Annotated in this window: 15 protein-coding genes; 10 read left to right on the top strand and 5 right to left on the bottom strand. The window is 70.8% G+C overall.

Going from position 1 to position 20,403, the window contains the following annotated elements; all coding sequences use genetic code 11:
• Window positions 1–22: 22 nt before the first annotated feature.
• Window positions 23–1,645 carry a GMC family oxidoreductase gene (locus KV102_RS04135; protein ID WP_220345367.1) on the top strand — a complete coding sequence of 541 codons (1,623 nt, stop codon included), beginning with the start codon at window positions 23–25 and terminating at the stop codon, window positions 1,643–1,645.
• Here the strand turns inward: KV102_RS04135 and KV102_RS04130 are convergent.
• Window positions 1,642–2,430, bottom strand: a complete 789-nt coding sequence (locus tag KV102_RS04130; RefSeq protein ID WP_220345366.1) for an alpha/beta fold hydrolase — start codon at window positions 2,428–2,430, stop codon at window positions 1,642–1,644. The genes KV102_RS04135 and KV102_RS04130 overlap by 4 nt on opposite strands.
• A gap of 88 nt (window positions 2,431–2,518) precedes the next feature.
• On the opposite strand from KV102_RS04130, the gene KV102_RS04125 reads away from it, so the two are divergent.
• The 6 genes from KV102_RS04125 (at window position 2,519) to KV102_RS04100 (ending at window position 7,550) form a co-directional block, all read left to right on the top strand.
• Window positions 2,519–3,358 carry a helix-turn-helix domain-containing protein gene (locus KV102_RS04125; protein WP_308290219.1) on the top strand — a complete coding sequence of 280 codons (840 nt, stop codon included), beginning with the start codon at window positions 2,519–2,521 and terminating at the stop codon, window positions 3,356–3,358.
• Window positions 3,359–3,421: 63 nt separating this feature from the next.
• On the top strand, window positions 3,422–4,003 hold the full coding sequence (locus KV102_RS04120; protein ID WP_220345365.1) for a dihydrofolate reductase family protein: 582 nt from the start codon (window positions 3,422–3,424) through the stop codon (window positions 4,001–4,003).
• Between the two features lie 423 nt (window positions 4,004–4,426).
• A complete protein-coding gene (locus KV102_RS04115; protein ID WP_220345364.1) occupies window positions 4,427–4,615 on the top strand; it encodes a hypothetical protein in 189 nt (62 codons plus the stop codon).
• A 12-nt stretch (window positions 4,616–4,627) separates the two neighbouring features.
• A complete protein-coding gene (locus KV102_RS04110; RefSeq protein WP_220345363.1) occupies window positions 4,628–4,837 on the top strand; it encodes a hypothetical protein in 210 nt (69 codons plus the stop codon).
• 355 nt (window positions 4,838–5,192) lie between these two features.
• Entirely contained in the window at window positions 5,193–5,882 is a 690-nt protein-coding gene (locus KV102_RS04105) for a hypothetical protein (protein WP_220345362.1), read from the top strand.
• A 96-nt stretch (window positions 5,883–5,978) separates the two neighbouring features.
• Complete coding sequence (locus KV102_RS04100; protein ID WP_220345361.1) at window positions 5,979–7,550, top strand: aldehyde dehydrogenase family protein; 1,572 nt, start codon at window positions 5,979–5,981, stop codon at window positions 7,548–7,550.
• A gap of 12 nt (window positions 7,551–7,562) precedes the next feature.
• Here KV102_RS04100 and pta read toward each other — a convergent pair whose 3' ends face one another.
• The 3 genes from pta to KV102_RS04085 are packed head-to-tail and all read right to left on the bottom strand — an operon-like array spanning window position 7,563 to window position 12,793.
• Window positions 7,563–9,644 (bottom strand): phosphate acetyltransferase, encoded by a 2,082-nt coding sequence (gene pta, locus KV102_RS04095; RefSeq protein ID WP_220345360.1) that lies wholly within the window; start codon window positions 9,642–9,644, stop codon window positions 7,563–7,565.
• Between the two features lie 47 nt (window positions 9,645–9,691).
• Complete coding sequence (locus tag KV102_RS04090; RefSeq protein WP_220345359.1) at window positions 9,692–10,210, bottom strand: GNAT family N-acetyltransferase; 519 nt, start codon at window positions 10,208–10,210, stop codon at window positions 9,692–9,694.
• A 30-nt stretch (window positions 10,211–10,240) separates the two neighbouring features.
• Window positions 10,241–12,793 carry an RNA helicase gene (locus KV102_RS04085; RefSeq protein WP_220345358.1) on the bottom strand — a complete coding sequence of 851 codons (2,553 nt, stop codon included), beginning with the start codon at window positions 12,791–12,793 and terminating at the stop codon, window positions 10,241–10,243.
• Window positions 12,794–12,879: 86 nt separating this feature from the next.
• Between KV102_RS04085 and KV102_RS04080 the strand changes: the two genes are divergently transcribed.
• The 3 genes from KV102_RS04080 to KV102_RS04070 all read left to right on the top strand — a co-directional run bounded on the left by KV102_RS04080 (window position 12,880) and on the right by KV102_RS04070 (window position 19,064).
• On the top strand, window positions 12,880–13,650 hold the full coding sequence (locus tag KV102_RS04080) for an SGNH/GDSL hydrolase family protein (RefSeq protein ID WP_220342133.1): 771 nt from the start codon (window positions 12,880–12,882) through the stop codon (window positions 13,648–13,650).
• A 78-nt stretch (window positions 13,651–13,728) separates the two neighbouring features.
• The gene (gene ggt, locus KV102_RS04075; RefSeq protein ID WP_220345357.1) at window positions 13,729–15,558 is read left to right on the top strand and encodes a gamma-glutamyltransferase; all 1,830 of its coding nucleotides are present in this window, start codon (window positions 13,729–13,731) and stop codon (window positions 15,556–15,558) included.
• 122 nt (window positions 15,559–15,680) lie between these two features.
• Entirely contained in the window at window positions 15,681–19,064 is a 3,384-nt protein-coding gene (locus KV102_RS04070) for a DEAD/DEAH box helicase (protein WP_220345356.1), read from the top strand.
• On the opposite strand, the gene KV102_RS04065 is transcribed toward KV102_RS04070, so the two are convergent.
• Complete coding sequence (locus KV102_RS04065) at window positions 19,061–20,368, bottom strand: isochorismate synthase MenF (protein ID WP_374197353.1); 1,308 nt, start codon at window positions 20,366–20,368, stop codon at window positions 19,061–19,063. The genes KV102_RS04070 and KV102_RS04065 overlap by 4 nt on opposite strands.
• Window positions 20,369–20,403: the final 35 nt, after the last annotated feature.

Below are 20,403 nucleotides of genomic sequence, written 5' to 3'. Positions count from 1 at the left end.
GAGGTGTGTCACACTTCGGCGCATGACGTCGTACGACTACGTGGTGGTGGGCGCGGGGAGCGCAGGTGCGGTCGTGGCCGCTCGGTTGACCGAGGACCCGTCGGTGACGGTGCTCCTCCTCGAGGCGGGCCCGCCGGCCGACGCCGACGAGATCCGGATCCCGGCGGCGTTCTCGACTCTCTTCAAGACCCGCTGGGACTGGAACTACACGACCACCGCCCAGAAGCAGCTGCACGGGCGGCGCGCCTACTGGCCGCGGATGAAGGCCCTCGGCGGCTGCTCCTCGATGAACGCGATGATCTACATCCGCGGCAATGCCCTGGACTACGACACGTGGCGCGACGCGTACGGCGCCGACGGCTGGGGCTACGAGGACGTCCTGCCCTACTTCGTGCGGGCCGAGGGCAACACCCGCCTCTCTGGGCCCTACCACGGGACCGACGGGCCGCTGCGGGTCGAGGACCGCGTCTTCACCCACGAGCTCACCGCGGCGTGGGTCGACTCGGCGGTCGACTCGGGCTTCGCGAGCAACGACGACTTCAACGGTGCCTCGCAAGAGGGCGCCGGGCTCTATCAGGTGACCTGCCGCAAGGGCCGTCGGTGGTCCGTCGTCGACGCCTATCTCCAACCCGCGATGGACCGTCCCAACCTCACGGTCCTCACCGGAGCGCTGGCCACGCGCGTCGTCGTCGAGGACGGCAGGGCCACCGGGGTCGCGTACGCGGTCGCGGGGACGGAGCAGGTCGCACGGGCCGAGCGCGAGGTCGTCCTGTCGGGCGGCGCCGTCAACAGCCCGCAGCTCCTCATGCTGTCGGGCATCGGCCCCGCGACGCACCTGCGCGAGCACGGCATCGACGTGGTCGCCGACCTGCCGGGAGTCGGCGCAAACCTGCAGGACCATCCGGCGGTCCCGCTGATCTGGACGACGCGCGGCAGCACCGATCTGGTGCAGTCCAGCACGCTCGCGAACCTCCTCCGGTGGAAGGCCACGGGCACCGGGCCTCTCGCCTCCAACCTCGGCGAGGCGGGCGCGTTCTTCTCCAGCCGTGACGGGCTCGCCGCACCCGACCTCCAGGTCCACGCCGCTCCGAGCGGGTTCTACGACAACGGGCTGCGCGAGCCGCAGGCGCAGATGTTCACGGCGGCGTCGACGCTGGTCAACGTGGCGAGCCGCGGCTCGCTGCGTCTGCGCTCGGCCGACCCCACGTGGCATCCCGAGATCGACGCGGCGTACTACGACGACCAGACCGACCTCGACGCCCAGCTCGCGGGTGTGCGGCGGGTGCTGGACACCGTCTCGTCAGGCCCGCTCGCCCGGTTCCTGGTCGACCTCTGGATGCCGAAGGCGCGAGGCGCGGTCCCGACCGACACCGAGCTCGTCGAGCACATCCGGACCATGAGCCAGACGCTCTTCCATCCCGTCGGCACCTGCGCGATGGGCAGCGGCGAGTCCTCCGTCGTCGATCCCGAGCTGCGGGTGCGTGGGGTCGACGGGCTCAGGGTCGCCGACGCCTCGGTGATGCCGATGGTCCCGCGCGGCAACACCAACGCGCCGGCGATCATGGTCGGCGAGAAGGCGGCCGACCTGATGCGTGGGCGGACGCTCCCGCCGGCGCGGGTGGCCGCCGCGACGGCGGCGGTCTAGCCGGCGAAGAACTCAGACAGGACCGGCGCCAGGACGGCGGGATCGACGTCGTGCGTCTGGTCCGGGAGCGACCGGTAGGCGACAGCGCCGACGACGCACGCGACGATCCGCGACGGACAGCGGAGCAGCTCCGGACTGGCAGCGCCGTCGAGCACCAGCGTCGGGGTACGCACGCCCTCGAGCCGCGATCGTGGCACGGTCCCGTCACCGAGCAGGGCCAAGTCGTACGCCAGGGTGGGCGCCAGCGCCTCGTACTCGGCCCAGACCGGGGTGTGACGTACCAGCGTGACCATGTCCTGCGGCATGCCGGTGGTCGTCATGAGGCTGGCGACCGCATCACCGAACCGCGCCAACCCGCGTGACGTGTCGGCCAGGATCGCCTCGAGCTCGCTGCGTGCCCGGCGCACGTTGGCGGCCCCGACGACCTCGCCGGTGTAGGGCGGCTCGTAGACGGCGAGGCGTCGAACCGGCACACCGGCAGCCACCGCCTCGAGCCCGAGCACGGAACCGGAGGACATCCCGAAGAGGCAGGCATCCTCACCCGCGGCACGGAGGACTGAGGCCAGGTCCTCGATCTCACGCTGCGGGGCGTACGGCGCGGTGTCGGTGCTGCGCCCGCGCCCGCGCCGGTCGAAGTCGTGAACCGTGAAGGCCTCGGCCAGTGCCTGCGCGAGAGGTCGGCCGGGGTCGGTCCGCGAGCACGCGAGGGCACCGTCGACGAGCACGACCGGCGGGCCTGACCCACGCCGCGTGACGGCGAGCCGCGTGCCGTCGGCGGACGTCACGGTCGCGGGATGCCCTCTCATACCCGTACGACCCGGCAGGCCCGGTGAACTCATCGACAGCGTCGACAGCGTCGGCGATGCTGGACGCGTGGAGTACGTGTCCAGGGTGCCCGGTCCGCCGCTGGACGGGCTGATCGACGACCTCTACTACCTGGAGGGTGACCCTCCGTACTCCCGGTTGACCCTGCCGGCGGCGCCCGCTCCCTTGCTCATCGTCAACCTCGGGGCGCCGTTTCTCATCCGGGCAGGCACCGACGCCGACGCCGTGGAGTACGCCGACGGCTGCGCGGTCGCCACGCCGACGCGTGCGTGGGAGTTCAGCTACCCGACCCCGACCCGGTCCGTGGGCGTGCACTTCAGGCCGTGGGGTCTGGCGCCGTTCCTTCCCGTGCCCGCGGCCGAGCTGTGCGACCGACCGGCAACGGTGGAACAGATCTGGGGCCAGCCCGGTGTCGCTGAGTTGCGACACCGGCTGACCATCGCGGACGCACCGCACGAGATGCTGATGGTGCTCGAGAAGGAGCTGGTGCGACGGCTGCGGGTGATCGACGGTCTTGACCTGGTCCGCGACATGAGCAGCGCCATCGCGGCGACAGGCGGGACAGTGCCGATCAGCGACATCGGTGTGGCGGCGCGCGCCGGCGGCACCTACGTGGCGAAGCGGTTCAAGGCCGTCATCGGTGTCACGCCGAAGCGGCTGGCGCGCAGCTACCGATTCAGCTCCGCGGTGTTGGCTCTCGACGTCGCTGCACCGATCGACTGGGGAGACGTTGCCGCCAGCGCCGGCTACTTCGACCAGGCCCACTTCGTGCGCGAGTTCCGAGAGTTCACCGGACTCACGCCAACCCGGTACGCCGACGTCCGACGGCGATTCCTGCGCGATCATCCCGACCACGTCCTGGACGGCTGGCCGCTCCCAGCCGAGTGATTTCGTACAAGAGTGATGGGCTCACGCCGCACGAGACTTGGGACTCCGACAGAGGAGGAGTCCATGGGGAAAGTGGTCATGAACGCGTCGGTCTCGGTGGACGGTTTCATCGCGGCCGAGAACGACGATCCCGGCCCGATCTTCGAGTGGCTGGTCAGTGGAGATGTGCCGTTGGACGACAGCGGCGTTCTGAAGGTGTCGCGGGCTTCGTTCGACTACGTCCGCCCGTACTGGGACGAGGTCGGGGTGACCGTCGCCGGTCGTCATGTCTTCGACCTGACGGACGGTTGGGACGGGCAGCCTCCCAGCGGGATCGACCACGTGGTCGTCGTGACGCACCGGCCACCGCCCGAGGGCTGGGACGCCGCGGCGCCGTTCCACTTCCTCGACGGCATCGAGGCAGCAGTGGCCGCGGCGCAGGAGCTTGCGGGTGACCGCGTCGTCGAGATCGCTGCCGGTGACGTCGGTGGTCAGGTGCTGGCCGCGGGACTGGTCGACGAGGTGCGCATGGACCTCGTGCCTGTCGTGCTCGGGTCCGGCAAGCGCTACTTCGGGTCGGTCCACGCACAGCACCTGTTAGAGGATCCTGACGTGGTGATCCAGGGTGACCGGGTGCTTCACGTGCGGTATCGGGTGCGCCGTTGACCGGTGGCCAGGTAGTGGAAGCAGACGCGAGAGGAACCTGCGGACCCGCTGGCGCCGCTACGATCAGTGCCCGCTCGGAGAAGAGGGACTAGTTGTGGCGTTCCGCGAGGTTCATGGTGCCCTGATCTGCCTCACGTACGGTTTGTGGGCGTACGCCGTGCTGTGGCCCGTACTTAGCTACTTTGACCAAGGCTACGTTGTCTATGCGATCGGGCTCGGTCACTCCATGCCTGTTCGATCGAGATACAACGCTCAGCGTGCAGAGTACGAGCATGTTGGGATGTGGAGTACTGGCGGGCGTGGAAGGCGGCCCGGGTGGGACCGCTCCCGCAGTCTGTCGAAGAAGCGGAATTGGCCAGCACGCTCGCGACTCCGGGTCCCCAAAGATTCCCTGTCGGTCGGAGCCAGCTGATTGTCCTCACGTTGCTTGCAGCGCTGTCGCTCGGTGCGTGGGTGATGGTCGACGTCGGGTCGACCTGGCGGGGCGTCCTCGTGGCGGTGGTCTTCGTGGGCACGGTGGTGAACCTGCTCAGTCGAGAGCGACTCGCAGAGAAGCGAGCACGCCGGCTGCGCGACGTCGTCGAGCAGAGCCTCATGAGGCCGGATCGCTGAGATCGCTGAGACATGAGCCGAGTCATCACGCTGCTGGCGGCTATCGCGGCGACCGTCATGGTCTGGGCCCTCCGCGATCGTCTTCCCGACGCGGCCTGGATCTTCCTCCTCCTGCTCGCGGTCGTCTGGGCCGCGCCTACGGGTGCGTGTGCTGAGTGGGTTCGTCGGTCCCGTGCGGCAGCCCTCGGGTCCGCTCACGGTGAACGTCGACGACTGGGGTGATCGGCCCGAGTACGCCGTGCGAGCGGCGGGGAGTCTCGGCTGCGTCCTCTACCCCGGGATCTGGAGCGGAAGCGGCCGACCCGGGTGGCGGTCGCGATCCGCGTCTCCGAGCGATACGCCGACACCTTGGCCGACGGCTTGCGGGACGCGGGCGCGGGCGTGTCATTGCGGCGGTCCGGCCGCGGTGTCCCGCAGTAGGCCACGGGTCGTGAACCTGTCCGAGCTGGACGCAATCGTTATGCGCGATCGACCCCGACCCCCTGCTGTGCAGAGGACAATGGCCTGAACGGAACGACGTCTCGTTGCCGCAGCACACTCAGACAAGGGTGGGATTGATGAGCATGGGGCCGGCGTCATGAGTGCAGAATCTGCACAGGCTCCCTTCTTCATCGAGGCATACAGCCAGGCCTGGGCCCGGCGTATCGAATCAGGCGACCCGTCTCTTGACCTCCTCCGGTCGGAGGTCGACAGTGTGGTCGACGGCGAGCTCGATTCGGACCTGTGGGAGGTCTACTCCTCCTTCTGGGAGCGGGGTGTGCCGCCGTCGAAACTGGGTAGAGAGTTCTCACGGATGGGGCTTCGGACCCTTGCCGAGGTTGTCCGGGCGACCTTCAGTCTGCTGCGATCGGCGCCACGTGAGCCTCGCTGGATGAAGGAACCCTCAAACGTCGAGATGCTCCGGGGTGCGCCGGAGTTTTGGAGGCTGCCGTTGAGCGAGGTGCCGATCTCGGTCGAGGAGACGGATCGTGAGTGGGTAGTGCGCGCTTGTGAAGCGACCGAGCTCGATGATGGTGAGGTGGTGTACGACTTCGACGTCTGGCTCGACCCGTCAGACGTGGACTCGAATCTGTGCACCGTGATGTTGGGGAGGCGACGCGTGGGTTCCACGAGAGTTCCCCACGATCGAAAAGATCTGCTCCAGCGGCTCGCGGCGAAGCGGGTATTCGTCGACGGCGGCCTTCAGGTCGACGTCACCCAGGATCCGCCCTCCCTCCGCCTCGGTGTCGCTCTTCCGCCGACAGGGGCGGACCTTCACGAGGACTGACCTCCCAGGAGGCCCGGTCCGCCCTGTGATCCGTCGCTACCGGACAGTAGGCTTCGAGACACAGTCTGTGCCGCACGTCACACCCCGGAGGATCCGATGGCGACCACCAGCCCGACGCCGAAGCGCACCCGTGCACGCAAGAGCGCCGACAAGAGGGCGGGCGGGGAGCAGGCGGCTCCGACGCCGCAGACGTTCGACTCGCTGAACCCGGCGACAGGGGACGTGGTCGGGACCTACCCGATCACCACGCCTGACGAGGTGGCCGCGGCCGTCGAACGCGCCCGGGTCGCCACCGGGTGGTGGACCGAGATCGGCTTTGACGGGCGCAAGGAGGTGCTCGGCCGCTGGAACGGCGTGATCACCCGGCGCATCCACCAGCTCGCCGACCTCGTGCACGCCGAGACCGGCAAGCCGCACGGCGACGCGGTGCTCGAGATCGGCCTCGCCATCGACCACATCGCCTGGGCCGCCGGCCACGCCAAGAAGGTCCTCGGGCGCCGCACCGTCTCGCCCGGTCTCCTCATGGTCAACCAGAAGGCGACCATCGAGTACAAGCCGCGCGGGGTCGTCGGCGTCATCGGCCCGTGGAACTACCCGGTCTTCACGCCGATGGGCTCGATCGCGTACGCGCTGGCCGCCGGCAACACGGTCGTGTTCAAGCCGTCGGAGTACACCCCCGGAGTCGGCACCTGGCTCGTCGACGCGTTCGCCGAGGTGGTCTCGGACTACCCGGTGCTCCAGGTCGTGACGGGATCGGGCGAGACCGGCGCGGCGCTCGCGTCGGCGAAGGTCGACAAGGTGGCCTTCACCGGGTCTCCGGCCACCGGTCGCAAGGTGATGGAGGCAGCCGCCAAGAACCTGACGCCGGTGGTGATCGAGGGTGGAGGCAAGGACGCGCTCATCGTCGACGAGGACGCCGACATCGCGGCGGCCGCCGACGCGGCGCTCTGGGGCGGGATGTCCAACGCGGGCCAGACGTGCATCGGCACCGAGCGGGTCTATGTCCACGAGAAGGTCTTCGACGCCTTCGTCTCCGAGATCACGGCCCAGGCCGCCAAGGTACGGGCCGGCTCGGACGCCGACGCCGAGTACGGGCCGATCACGATGCCGAGCCAGGTCCCGATCATCAAGCGGCACGTCGAGGATGCGGTCGCGCGTGGAGGCCGTGCCGTTGTCGGAGGGCCGGACGCCGTGGGCGAGCGGTTCGTCCAGCCCACGATCCTCGTCGACGTCCCCGAGGACGCCGACGCGGTGACCGAGGAGACGTTCGGCCCGACGCTCGTCGTCAACCCGGTGCCGTCGATGGACGAGGCCGTACGCCGCGCCAACGCGACGTCGTACGGCCTGGGCGGAGCCGTCTTCGGCAAGAAGCGTGCGGCCGAGATCGCCCACAAGATCCGTGCCGGGATGACCTCGGTCAACTCCGTCACCTCGTTCGCCGGCGTGCCGTCGCTGCCGTTCGGCGGTGTGGGGGAGTCGGGCTTCGGTCGGATCCACGGCGAGGACGGGCTCAAGGAGTTCGCCTACTCGCACGCGGTCACCGTGCCGCGGTTCAAGCCGGCGATGGTGCTCACCACCTTCGGCCGGACCCCGGGTCAGGAGAAGTCGTTCGTCTCGCTGCTCACCGCCCTGCACGGAGGCAAGGCGCTGCGGGTCACCAAGAAGTAGAGCGCGCCGGGCTCAGCCTGCGTCGAGCTGCTGAGCCTGGATCGCGGTGATGGCCACGGTGTTGACGATGTCGCGCACCGTGGCGCCGCGCGACAGGTCGTTGACCGGCTTGCGCAAGCCCTGCAGCACGGGGCCGATCGCGACCGCGCCCGCCGAGCGCTGCACCGCCTTGTAGGTGTTGTTGCCCGTGTTGAGGTCGGGGAACACGAAGACGGTCGCGCGTCCCGCCACGTCGGACTCGGGGAGCTTGGTCCGCGCCACCGCGAGGTCGATCGCGGCGTCGTACTGGATGGGCCCCTCGATGAGCAGCTCGGGGGCGCGCTCCTGAGCGAGCCCGGTCGCGTTGAGGACCTTCTCGACGTCGGCCCCGCTGCCGGAGGCGCCCGTGGAGTACGACAGCATCGCGACCCGCGGCTCGATGCCGAACGCCGCCGCCGTGCGCGCCGACGAGATCGCGATGTCCGCCAGCTGGACCGCGTCGGGGTCGACGACGACGGCGCAGTCGCCGTAGACGAGGACCTGGTTCTCGAGGCACATGAAGAACACCGAGGAGACCGTCGAGACGCCCGGGACCGTCTTGACGACCTCGAGCGCCGGCCGGATCGTGTGAGCGGTGGTGTGCGCCGCACCCGACACCATGCCGTCGGCGTGGCCGAGCTCGACCATCATCGTGCCGAAGTAGGACACGTCGGTGACCGTCGCCCGGGCGTCGTCGAGGTCGACACCACGGTGCTTGCGGCGCCGGTAGTACTCCTGGGCGAAGTGCTCCAGGTCCTCGGAGGCGCTCGGGTCCACGATCGCGGCGGCCGAGAGGTCCACGCCGAGGCTCGCGGCGCGCGCGGTCAGTGCGATCGGGTCACCGAGCAGCGTGAGGTCGGCGACGCCGCGGCGCAGCAGGATGTCGGCAGCCCGCAGGATGCGCTCGTCGTCGCCCTCCGGCAGCACGATGTGTTTCCGGTCGGCGGTCGCGCGGTCCAGGATCTCGTGCTCGAACATCAGCGGCGTGACAGCGGTCGTCCGCGACACCTCGAGCCGGTCGAGGAGCGCGTCGCCGTCGACGTGCTCGGCGAAGAGCGCAAGTGCGGTCGTGATCTTGCGAGGTGACTCCCGGGTCAGCCGGCCGCGTCGCCCCGTCAACGCCTGCGAGGTCGCGTGGGTGCCGAGGTCCGTGGCGATGATCGGCATGGTCGACCCGACCCCACGCAGCAACCTGTCGACCTGCTCGGGCAGCGCGATGCCGCCGTTGAGCACGATGCCAGCGATCTGGGGGAACTCGGTCGACGCGTGCGCCGTGAGCACGCCCAGCACGATCTCGGGACGGTCGCCGGGGGCGATGACGACGGCACTCTCGAAGAGCCGGTCGAGCACGTTCGGCAGCGTCATCGCGGCGACGACGAAGCCACTGGCCTCGCGTCCGAGCAGACGCTCGTCGCCGCGTACGAGGGTGCCGTCGCAGGCGGCCATGAGGTCGGCGACGGTCGGGGACGACAGGACGGGCTCGTCCGGCACGGCATAGACGAGGACGTCACGGTCGACCAGCGTCGCGCGGTCGGACAGGACCTCGGGGTCGGTCACCCGGTTGACGATCACGGCGAACAGCTCGGCGTGGTTCGCCTCCAGCTCGGCGACGGCGACGTCGGCGACGCTGCTGACGTCCGCACGGGTACGGTCGGCGCCGTTGAGCACGAGCAGGACCGGTGAGGCGAGGTTGGCGGCGACGCGTGCGTTGTAGACGAACTCCGTCGGGGCGGCGACGTCGGTGTAGTCGGTGCCGAGCACCACGACGGCGTCGCAGGACGCGGCGACCGCGGCGTGCCGGTCGATGATCCGCTCCATCGCGGCGACCGGATCGTTGTGCACCTCCTCGTACGTCACGCCGACGGCGTCCTCGTAGGAGGTGACGACCGCGCCGTGCGACACGAGCAGGTCGAGCACGTAGTCGCGTCCGCCGGTCGCCGCGACGTCGCCGCGGACGATCGGACGGAAGACGCCGACCCTCTGGACGCGTCGCGACAGCTGCTCGACGACCCCGAGCGCGACAGTCGACTTGCCGGTGAACCCCTCGACGGAGGCGATGTAGACGCTGTTTCCCACCTGCCCGAGCCTAGGCCGGGCGTGCCCCGGCTGCCCGCCCGGGATGGTCACAGGGTCAGCAGCATCGTGATGTCGTCGCGGTCGTCGTCGACCCCGACGCGGATCGCGTCAGGCACCCGGCCGACCTCCTTGTAGCCACAGCGTGCGTAGAAGTCCTCGAGGCCGAGCCCGCCTCGGCAGGCCAGCCGGATCGCCTCGATCCCGGGCATGCTGCGCGCGACGCCGGCGAGCGAGAGCATCAGCGCGAAGCCGGCCCCGTGCCCCTGCGACTCCGGATGGACCATCACAGTCTTGGCCCACACCCAGTGCTGCATGAGGCGGTGGGTGTTGCGCTCGAGGAATCCGGCGGCTCGCACCTCGTCGCCGTCGAGCCCGACCACGAGGCGCGTCCGTCCTCGCCCGACCGACGCGAGGACGGTGTCGAGGCTCGGCTCGACGTCGTCCTCGGTCACCGGGGGGACGAATCCGACCGCTCCACCGGCGTTGGAGGAGTCGGTCCAGGTGCGCAGGAGTCCGGCGCGCAGGGACGGGGTGATGTCGGGGTCGGCGAGGAAGAAGAGAGCCACGGAGGAACGGTACGGAGCAGGGTGCCCGTCTCAGGCATCTGCCTCGGTGAGCGGACCGACGTCGGTGACCTGCACCACGGCCTCGCCCGCCTCGTCCGACGCGTCGAGGTGCACGGTCGCGAAGATCGCCCAGTCGCGGTCGCCCTCGGGGTCCTCAAGGATCTGACGGACGTGCCAGACACGGGTCTCCGCGCCCTCGGGGTCGGTGTCGACCACGAGCATCGCGGGACCACGGGCGTCCGGCCCGGTGCCGAGCGTGTCGTACTCGGCGAAGTAGTCGTCGATCGCCTCGTGCCACAGGTCGGCGGTCCAGCCGGCCGCGGCGTCCAGCGCCCCGAGGTCGTTCCAGCGTCGCAGCGCCATGAGCTCGACGCGGCGGAACAGCGCGTTGCGGACGAGCACCCGGAACGCCCGGTCGTTGGACGTCACCGGCGGCGGCGGTGCGTCCGGGTCGTGGGCGATCGTCACGTCGACCGAGCCGCCCCCGCCGGCGGCGAGAGCCGCCCACTCGTCGAGCAGGCTGGAGTCGGTCTGGCGGACGACCTCGCCGAGCCAGTCGGTGATGTCGCGGAGCACGTCGTCGCGGTACGTCTCCGGGACGGTGTGCACGAGCGTGCGGTACGTGTCAGCGAGATAGCGCAGGACCAGCCCCTCCGAGCGTGCGAGCTGGTAGCGGGAGACGTACTCGCTGAACGTCATCGAGGTCTCCCACATCTCACGGACGACCGACTTCGGGCGCAGCTCGTGGTCGGCGACCCACGGATGACCCTTGCGGTAGGTCTCGTAGGCGGCCTCGAGCTCCTCGCGCAGCGGCTGAGGGTGCTCGACCTCCTCGAGCAGCTCCATCCGCTCCTCGTACTCGATGCCCTCGGCCTTCATCCCCGCCACGGCCTCGCCGCGGGCGGCCTTGCGCTGGGCGTTGATGATCGGGCGCGGGTCGTCGAGGATCGCCTCCACGACGGACACCACGTCGAGCGCATAGGTGTCGGAGTCGGGGTCGAGGATCTCCAGCGCGGCCACCCCGAACGGAGCGAGCGGCTGGTTGAGCGCGAAGTTCTCCTGGAGGTCGACGGTCAGCCGGACCGTACGGCCGTCGGCGTCGGGCTCGGCGAGCCGCTCGACGACCCCGCCGGCGACGAGGGCGCGATAGATCCCGATCGCGTCGTTGATCATGCGACGCTGCTCGGCCCGGTCGGAGTGGTTGTCCTCGAGCAGGGCACGCATCGAGGCGAACGCGTCGCCGGGGCGTGCGACCACGTTGAGCACCATGGCGTGGCTGACCTTCATCCGCGAGGCGAGCGGCTCGGGCTCGCCCGTGGTCAGCTTGTCGAAGGTCCGCTCCGACCAGTTGACGAAGCCCTCCGGAGGCTTCTTGCGCTGGATCCGGCGCAGCTTCTTGGCGTCGTCACCGGCCTTGCGGACCATCTTGGCGTTCTCGACCTCGTGCTCGGGCGCCTGCACGACGACGCGGCCGAGCGTGTCGTAGCCGGCGCGGCCCGCACGCCCCGCGATCTGCTGGAACTCGCGCACCTGGAGGTGACGCTGGCGGACACCGTCGTACTTCGACAGGCCCGAGAACAGGACGGTCCTGATCGGGACGTTGATGCCGACGCCGAGGGTGTCGGTGCCGCACACGACCTTGAGCAGACCCTTCTGGGTGAGTCGCTCGACCAGCCGTCGATAGCGGGGCAGCATCCCGGCGTGGTGCACGCCGATGCCCATCCGCACCAGCCGCGAGAGCGTCTTGCCGAAGCCGGTCTGGAACCGGAACTCGCCGAGCTCCGCCGCGATGGCGTCCTTCTCGGCCCGCGTGGTCACGTTGATGCTCGACAGCGCCTGCGCACGCTCGATCGCCGACGCCTGCGTGAAGTGCACGACGTAGATCGGCGACTGGCCGGTCGCGAGGAGCTCCTCGACGGTCTCGTGGACGGGCGTGGTGACGTACTCGTAGACGAGCGGCACCGGGCGGTCGGTCCCTGCGACCAGAGCCGTCGGGCGCCCGGTGCGCCGGGTGAGGTCCTCCTCGAACCGGGTCGTGTCGCCGAGCGTCGCGGACATCAGGAGGAACTGCGCGTCGGCCAGCTCGAGCAGCGGCACCTGCCACGCCCAGCCCCGGTCGGGCTCGGCGTAGAAGTGGAACTCGTCCATCACGACGAGGCCGACGTCGGCGGCACGGCCCTCCCGCAGGGCCTTGTTGGCGAGGATCTCCGCGGTCGCCGCGATGATCGGCGCCTGGCCGTTGACGGTGGCGTCGCCAGTCATCATCCCGACGTTGTCCGCGCCGAACATGTCGACGAGCGCGAAGAACTTCTCCGAGACCAGCGCCTTGATCGGGGCGGTGTAGAAGCTGCGCTGACCGCGCGCGAGGGCCGCGAACTGGGCTCCGGCCGCCACGAGGCTCTTGCCCGATCCGGTCGGTGTGGCGAGGACGACGTTCGCGCCGGAGGCGAGCTCGAGGAGGGCGTCCTCCTGAGCCGGATAGAGCGAGAGGCCCTCGCCCTCCGCCCACGTGACGAACGCGTCGAGGACGACGTCGGCGTCGTCGGACTCCTCGGGCGCAGGGAGATGGTCGACGAGGCGCATGATGCCTCCATCCTCCCACGCGGCCCCACCCGCCCGGGGTGCACAGATGCACGTCTGCCGCAAAGGTCGGTGCAAGAATCGGACTCATGGCCAGCGAACCCGTCTACCACCGCTACGTCGCTCTCGGCGACTCGTTCACCGAGGGCGTCGGCGACCCCGACAAGTCCCGGCCGAACGGTCTGCGCGGATGGGCCGATCGGGTCGCGGAGGTGCTCGCGACGAAGACCGACTCCTTCGGCTACGCCAACCTCGCCGTGCGCGGCCGGCTCCTCAAGCCCATCATCGCCGAGCAGCTCGAGCCTGCCGTCCGGCTGTCGCCGGACCTCGTGACGATCTATGCCGGCGGCAACGACCTCCTGCGCCCCAAGGTCGACATCGACCTCCTCGGAGACCTGTACGACGCCGCCATCGGCCGGCTCGCGGTCACCGGCACCCGGGTGGTGGTGTTCACCGCGTACGACCTCGGCTATGCGCCAGTGCTCGGCAAGCTCCGGGGCCGGGTCGCGATCTACAACGAGATCGTGCGGGAGATCGCCGACAAGCACCGCGCGACCCTCGTCGACTTCTGGCGGTTCAGGGAGTACCGCGACGACCGCTACTGGGACACCGACCGCCTCCACCTGTCGGCCCAGGGCCACCAGCAGATGGCGATCCACGTGCTGGACACCCTCGGCGTCTCCCACACGATCAAGAAGCCGCGGCTGACCACCGTGACCCCGCTGACCAAGAAGGCCAAGCGGGACGCCGACCTGCTGTGGGCCCGCGAGTTCGCCGTCCCGTGGGTGCAGCGCCGCATCAACGGCACCTCGTCGGGCGACACCGTGAAGCCGAAGCGTCCGACGCTCGAGCGGATCTGAGGCAGCCGCGGGGCCGACCTCGGCGACCCGCCGCGCCGGTGATCTGCACGAGGTGCCGACTCGTCGTAGTTTCGCACCATGGATGTGAGGCGCGTCACTGCAACCTTGTCCGTCGCTGCGCTGGGCGTGAGCCTGCTCGTCGGCACCAGCCCGGCCCAGGCCCACCGCCGACCGGCACCGCCGGTGACACCGACGCCCACCTCGTACGGGACCGGTGGCGCGGTCTCGTCGGTGGACGCGACGGCCAGCAGGGTGGGACGCGACGTGCTCGCCCGCGGAGGCAACGCGGCTGACGCCGCTGTCGCCATGGCTGCGACGCTGGGGGTCACCGAGCCCTACAGCGCGGGCGTCGGGGGCGGTGGCTACTTCGTCTTCTACGACGCCAAGCGCCGCAAGGTGAGCACGATCGACGGGCGCGAGACCGCTCCGGCGGGCATCACGCCCGACGCGTTCATCAATCCCGCGACCGGGCAGCCGTACCGCTTCTCGCCCGAGCTGGTCTCGTCCGGTGTCGCCGTCGGCGTGCCGGGCACGGTGGCCACCTGGGACGCGGCCCTCGAGCGGTTCGGGACGCGATCCCTCGCCCGCGCGCTCGCCCCGGCGATCGACGTCGCCGCCAAGGGCTTCCCCGTCGACCAGACCTTCCGTAGCCAGACCCTCGACAACAAGGCGCGGTTCGCGGCGTTCCCGGACACAGCGAGGCTCTTCCTGCCCGGTGGTGACGCGCCGCAGGTCGGCACGACGTTCCGCAACCCCGACCTCGCGCGCACGTACGCCGAGATCGCCCGGCGCGGCCCTCGGGCGTTCTACCGCGGCGCGCTGGCCAGCGAGATCGCAGAGACGGTCCAGGCGCCGCCGAAGGACCCTGCCTCGACCCTGCCGGCCCCCGCCGGCTCGATGACCACGGCCGATCTCGCGACGTACCGGGTGCGGCACCAGGCCCCGAGCAAGGTCGGCTACCGAGGCCACCAGGTCTTCTCGATGGCACCGTCGAGCTCGGGCGGCACCACCGTCGGGGAGGCGCTCAACATCCTCGAGAACTACCGGCTCCGCGCCGGCTCGGGGACGGCGCAGAGCCTGCACCTCTATCTGGAGGCCAGCGCCCACGCGTTCGCCGACCGCAACGCCTACGTCGGTGACCCCGCGTTCGTCGACGTCCCCACCTCGACGCTCCTGAGCCAGCGGTTCGCCGACTCGAGGGCCTGCCGCATCGACCCGCAGCAGGCCGCGGTGCGACCTGTCGCGCCGGGAGCGCTCGACGGTCGCGGGTGCGGCGAGGCGGCACGGGCGGAGAAGCCCGACACCGAGAACGTGTCGACCACCCACCTGTCGGTCGTGGACCGCTGGGGCAACGCGGTGGCGTACACCCTCACGATCGAGCAGACCGGCGGATCGGGTATCACCGTGCCCGGCCGGGGGTTCCTGCTGAACAACGAGCTGACGGACTTCTCGACCGTCTACGACCCTGCCGACCCGAACAGGATCGAGCCCGGCAAGCGTCCGCGGTCCTCGATGGCGCCGACGATCGTGCTCGGCAAGGACGACAAGGTCAGGTACGTCCTCGGCTCACCGGGCGGCGCCACGATCATCACGACCGTGCTCCAGATCCTGATGAACCGCATCGACCTCGGCATGACGCTGCCCGAGGCGGTCGCCGCCCCGCGCGCCTCCAGCCGCAACGCGGCGACGACGCCGGCGGAGCCTGCGTTCATCGAGGCGTACGGCGCCGCGCTCGCGCCGTACGGCCAGCGGCTCGTGCCGTCGGGTGACGCCTTCACCTCCGCGGCCGAGATCGGGGCCGCGGCGACGATCGAGGTCGGGCGGCGCGGCAGCATGATCGCGGCGGCCGAGCCGGTGCGACGCGGTGGCGGCACCGGGCTGGTCGTTCGTCCTCAGCATCGGTGGTGACGCGGGAGGCCGTGCCCGGTCAACGCCGGGCACGGCCCGCCCGCCGCTGTGGGCGGCACATGGGGTCGCACGCGGCTGTGGAGGAGTAGGGGAGCGTCCGTCGCGCCGCCTACCCTGGACAGGTGCTGACTCTCGACGACCTCGCTGACGAGGGACTCCTGCGTCTGCACATGGACGAGAGCACCATCGAGCGCGGCCGCGCCTACGCGCGAGGCGGCTATGTCATCGACCTCGACGTGGCCCGCAACCGTGACGGCTACCTGCTCCAGAGCAGCGTCTCCGGCAGCGGAGCGGCGAGCTACCAGACGGTCGTCTCGGCACGCCTCGCCCCTGGACAGCCGGTCGAGCTCTACACGGCGTGCTCGTGCCCCGTCGCCCACCGGTGCAAGCACGCCGTCGCGACCGTGCTCGTCGCCCGCGACCGCGAGGCGGGCTCGCGAGAGCTCACCGCTCCCGAGACCGTCGCGGTGGCCGGCCCGAGCTGGGAGCGGGTCCTCGACGACCTCGTCGCCGACCTCGACGACGACGCCTCGCCTGCCGAGCAGCGGCCCGTTCGCGCCGGTCAGGAGCTGGCGCTCCGTCTCGAGGTGGGACCGCGACGACAGACCGAGTGGCGCTTCGGACACTCCACGACCGACGCCGTACGCCCTCCGCTGCGGCTGCGCCCGGTGACGCGGGGGCGCCGCGGCAGCTGGGTCAAGACCGGCGTGGGGTGGCGCGACCTCGTGGTCGCCGACCCGCGGGACGGACGGTTCGTCCCCGAGCACCTCGACGTGCTGCGCGCGATCCACGGCACCCACCGCGCGCGGTTCTCCTACGGCTTCGGCTCCGAGGACACGCTGGCGCTCGCCGGACTCGGGGCGTCGCTGTGGCGCCTGCTGCGCGAGGCCACCGAGGTGGGTCTCCCGCTGGTCGCCTCCGGGTTCGCCGACGTACGCCTCGCGTCCCAGCCTGCACGACTGACGATGGACGCCCATGCCGACGGGGCCGGCGGGGCCGTCCTCGCCGTCGGTGCCGAGGTGGGTGGTCTGTGGGTGCCCGCCGAGGACGTGACGCTGCTCGGGTCCCCGGAGCACGGCGCTGCGCTGTGGGAGGGGACCGGTGAGGACGCCACGGTGGTCCTCGCACCGCTCGACCGCGCACCGACGCCCGCGGTCAAGGAGCTCTTCGCGACCGGCCGGCAGGTCGTGGTGCCGCGCGACGGCATGGACGACCTCCTCCACACCTACCTCCCTCGCGTCCGGCGGCTGGTCGACGTGACCTCCCGCGACGACTCGGTCGCGGTCCCCGAGCCCCCCGCGCCGCACCTCGTCCTCGCGCTCACCTGGACGGGCGGCCACGAGGCGCACCTGTCGTGGTCGTGGCACTACCGCAACCCGACGACCGGGCAGACCGTCCGGGTCTTCGCGCTCGACGAGGAGCCCGCTCCGTACGGCATGCGCGACCCCGACCTCGAGCGCGTCGCCCTCGACCGGCTCGTCCTCGACGAGGACGCGGCGACGTTGCTGCTGCGCGCCGGCGCCGCCGGCCCCACGCCCTACCCTCAGCTCGTCCTCCGCGAGATGGACGCCGTCCGGTTCGCGCAGGACGTGCTGCCCGGACTGCGCACCAACCCCGCGTTCGAGATCCAGGCCGACGGCCACCAGCCCGAGTTCCGGGAGGTCCTGGGCAAGCCCGAGATCCAGTTCACCACCGCCCCGGCACCCTCGGGCCGCACCGACTGGCTCGATCTCGAGGTCGCCGTCACGATCGGTGGCCGACAGGTGGGCCTCGCGACGGTGATCGAGGCGATCGCCACCGGCCAGGACAAGATCCTGCTGCACCAGACCGAGCGCAAGGGCACCTACCTGTACGTCAGCGTCGACCATCCCGAGCTCGACGCGCTTGCCCGGATGATCGAGGACGCGCGCGCGATGAGCGACCGACGGCGTGACGCCGCGACGATGAGCGTCGCCACGCAGGCCTTCGACCTGTGGGACGAGCTGGACGAGATCGGGGTCGTCGACGTGCAGGCCGCGCGCTGGGTCGCGATGGCGCGCCGCCTCGTGGGTTCCGAGGGTGTCCCCGACGTCGCGGCGCCGACGGGCCTCAAGGCGACGCTCCGCCCCTACCAGCAGCACGGGTTCTCCTGGCTCGCGTTCCTCGCCGAGCACGAGCTCGGCGGGATCCTGGCCGACGACATGGGCCTCGGCAAGACCCTGCAGACGCTCGCCCTGATCACGCACCGCCGCGAGGTCGACCCCCAGGCGCCTCCGTTCCTCGTCGTCGCGCCAACCAGCGTCGTCGGCACCTGGGCCAACGAGGCCGCGGCGTTCGCGCCCGACCTCGTCGTCCGTACCGTCGGCGAGTCCACCGCTCGCCGCAAGGAGTCGCTGCGCGAGGTCGCCGAAGGGGCCGACGTCGTCGTCACGTCCTACACGCTGCTGCGCCTCGAGGCCGACGACTACGCCGCCCTCGACTGGGCGGGGCGCATCCTCGACGAGGCGCAGGCGGTCAAGAACCACCGGGGCAAGACCTACCAGGCCGTCCGTCGCGTCGACGCCCCGTTCTCGCTCGCCATCACCGGCACCCCTGTCGAGAACGACCTCATGGAGCTGTGGTCGCTGCTGTCGCTGACCGCGCCCGGGCTGTTCCCGCACCCCGCTCAGTTCGCGAAGGACGTCGCCAACCCCATCGAGAAGGGTGACGACGGTGAGCTGCTGGCGCTGCTGCGTCGTCGCATCCGCCCGATCCTGTTGAGACGCACCAAGGACCTGGTGGCGGCCGACCTGCCGCCCAAGCAGGAGCAGGTCTTGGAGGTGACGTTGTCGGCCCGGCACCGCAAGGTCTACGACACCCACCTGCAGCGTGAGCGCCAGCGCATCCTGGGGCTCCTCGAGGAGGCGGGCGACGACGAGGTGGCGCTGCGACGGCACCGGATGACGATCTTCGCCGCGCTCACCAAGCTTCGTCAGCTGAGCCTCGACCCGGGGCTGGTCGACCCGAGCTATGACGTGATCGGCTCCGCCAAGGTGGAGCTCCTCGTCGAGCACGTGCTCGAGCTGGCGGCAGAGGGCCACCGCGCACTGGTGTTCAGCCAGTTCACGACCTTTCTCCGGCGGGTCCAGGCCAGGCTCGAACGCGAGGGGATCGCGACGTCCTACCTCGACGGAAGCACGCGCGACCGGGCCGGGGCGATCGACGGGTTCAAGGCAGGCGACCAGCCGGTCTTCCTGATCAGCCTGAAGGCCGGGGGAGTCGGCCTCACGTTGACCGAGGCCGACTACGTGTTCGTCCTCGACCCCTGGTGGAACCCTGCCGTCGAGGCCCAGGCCGTCGACCGGGTGCACCGGATCGGTCAGGAGTCGCCCGTGATGGTCTACCGGCTCGTGTCCGCGGGCACGATCGAGGAGAAGGTCGTCGAGCTGAAGTCCCGCAAGGCCGAGCTCGTCGCCAGCGTGCTCGACGAGGCGTCCTCGTCCTCCGGCGAGCTCAGCGCCGACGACCTCGCCGGACTGTTCTCCTAGGCGCTGGTGAGCGCGTCGCGCACCGGGACGAGCTTGGCCTGCGCCTCGGCGAGCTCAGCCTCCGGGTCGGAGTCGGCGACGATCCCGCACCCCGCAAAGAGGCGCACCCGCGCGCCGTCGTACTCCGCCGAGCGCAGCGCGATGCCCCACTCGCCGTCGCCGTCCGCGTCGATCCACCCGACCGGCGCTGCGTAGCGGCCACGGTCGAGATGCTCGATCTCCGCGATCAGCTCGAGCGCGACCGAGCGCGGTGTCCCGCCCACCGCCGCCGAGGGGTGCAGCGCCTCGGCGAGGTCGAGGGCGCTCGCCGACTCGTGGTCGGCGACGACACCGGCGACGTCGGTCGCCAGGTGCATCACGTTGGGCAGGTGGAGCACGAACGGGGTCTCGGGGACGTTGGTCGACGAGCAGTACGGCTCGAGGGCGTCGGCGACCGATCGCACGGCGTACTCGTGCTCCTCCAGGTCCTTGCTCGAACGCGCGAGCGAGCCCGCCAGCGCGAGGTCGCGGGCGTCGTCACCGGTCCGGCGGATGGTGCCGGCGAGGACACGGGAGGTGACGAGACCTCGCTCACGGCGGACGAGCATCTCGGGCGTGGCACCGAAGAGATGGTCGACGTGGAAGGTCCAGCAGTTGGGGTAGGCCTCGGCCAGGCGACGCAGCGGCGCTCTGACGTCGAGCGGCGCGGCGAGGTCGGCGACCAGGTCGCGCGCGAGCACGACCTTGTCGAGTCGACCGGCCTCGATACGGCGGACCGCCTCGGCCACGATCGACTCCCACTGGGTGCCGGAGGTCGACCCGTCGGTGAAGACAGCGTCCTCGGGGGCGGAGGGGGTGTCGGTAGGGACGACGTCGGCCGACGGAGCGAGCGCCTCCTCGCGGATGGTGGTCACCCAGGTGGTCCCGCCGCGTCGACCGACCACCACCCGGGGGACGATCAGGACCGAGCTGCCGGGCTCACGGCCGCGGGTGCGTCCGGAGTCGTCGGCGAAAGCGAACGACCCGAAGGCCAACAGCCCGCTGCCGGGCACACCCACACGGTCTCGGACCACGGCGTGCGCGGAGACCTCGCGCCACCACTGACTGGCCTCGGCGAAGCGCTTGTCGCCGGCGGTCTCGATGCGGGCAGCCTCACCCCATCCCACGATGCCGTCGCCGTCGCGGACCCAGGCCAGCGCGCCGTCGGCGGGGAGCAGGTGAGTGAGGGGGACGTCCTCCAGCGCGGCGGGGTCGAGAGAGACCGTCTGCGCCACGAGCCGGAGGGGTCCACGCAGGGGGACGACGGTGTCGGTCACGTCAGCCAGGGTACGACCCGTTCCCCGGCGACCGCTGCGGTGCG

The sequence above is a fragment of the Mumia sp. zg.B53 genome, assembly GCF_019550935.1.
Classification (GTDB): Bacteria; Actinomycetota; Actinomycetes; order Propionibacteriales; family Nocardioidaceae; genus Mumia.
Note: the sequence above shows the minus strand (reverse complement) of the source record. Positions and strands in the feature narration are given on the sequence as shown.

Coding starts and splice junctions, on each gene's coding strand:
- KV102_RS04085 (WP_220345358.1), bottom strand. CDS start 12,793: ATGCGCCTCGTCGACCATCTCCCTGCGCCCGAGGAGTCCGACGACGCC.
- KV102_RS04100 (WP_220345361.1), top strand. CDS start 5,979: ATGGCGACCACCAGCCCGACGCCGAAGCGCACCCGTGCACGCAAGAGC.
- KV102_RS04120 (WP_220345365.1), top strand. CDS start 3,422: ATGGGGAAAGTGGTCATGAACGCGTCGGTCTCGGTGGACGGTTTCATC.
- KV102_RS04110 (WP_220345363.1), top strand. CDS start 4,628: ATGAGCCGAGTCATCACGCTGCTGGCGGCTATCGCGGCGACCGTCATG.
- KV102_RS04080 (WP_220342133.1), top strand. CDS start 12,880: ATGGCCAGCGAACCCGTCTACCACCGCTACGTCGCTCTCGGCGACTCG.
- KV102_RS04105 (WP_220345362.1), top strand. CDS start 5,193: ATGAGTGCAGAATCTGCACAGGCTCCCTTCTTCATCGAGGCATACAGC.
- KV102_RS04135 (WP_220345367.1), top strand. CDS start 23: ATGACGTCGTACGACTACGTGGTGGTGGGCGCGGGGAGCGCAGGTGCG.
- ggt (WP_220345357.1), top strand. CDS start 13,729: ATGGATGTGAGGCGCGTCACTGCAACCTTGTCCGTCGCTGCGCTGGGC.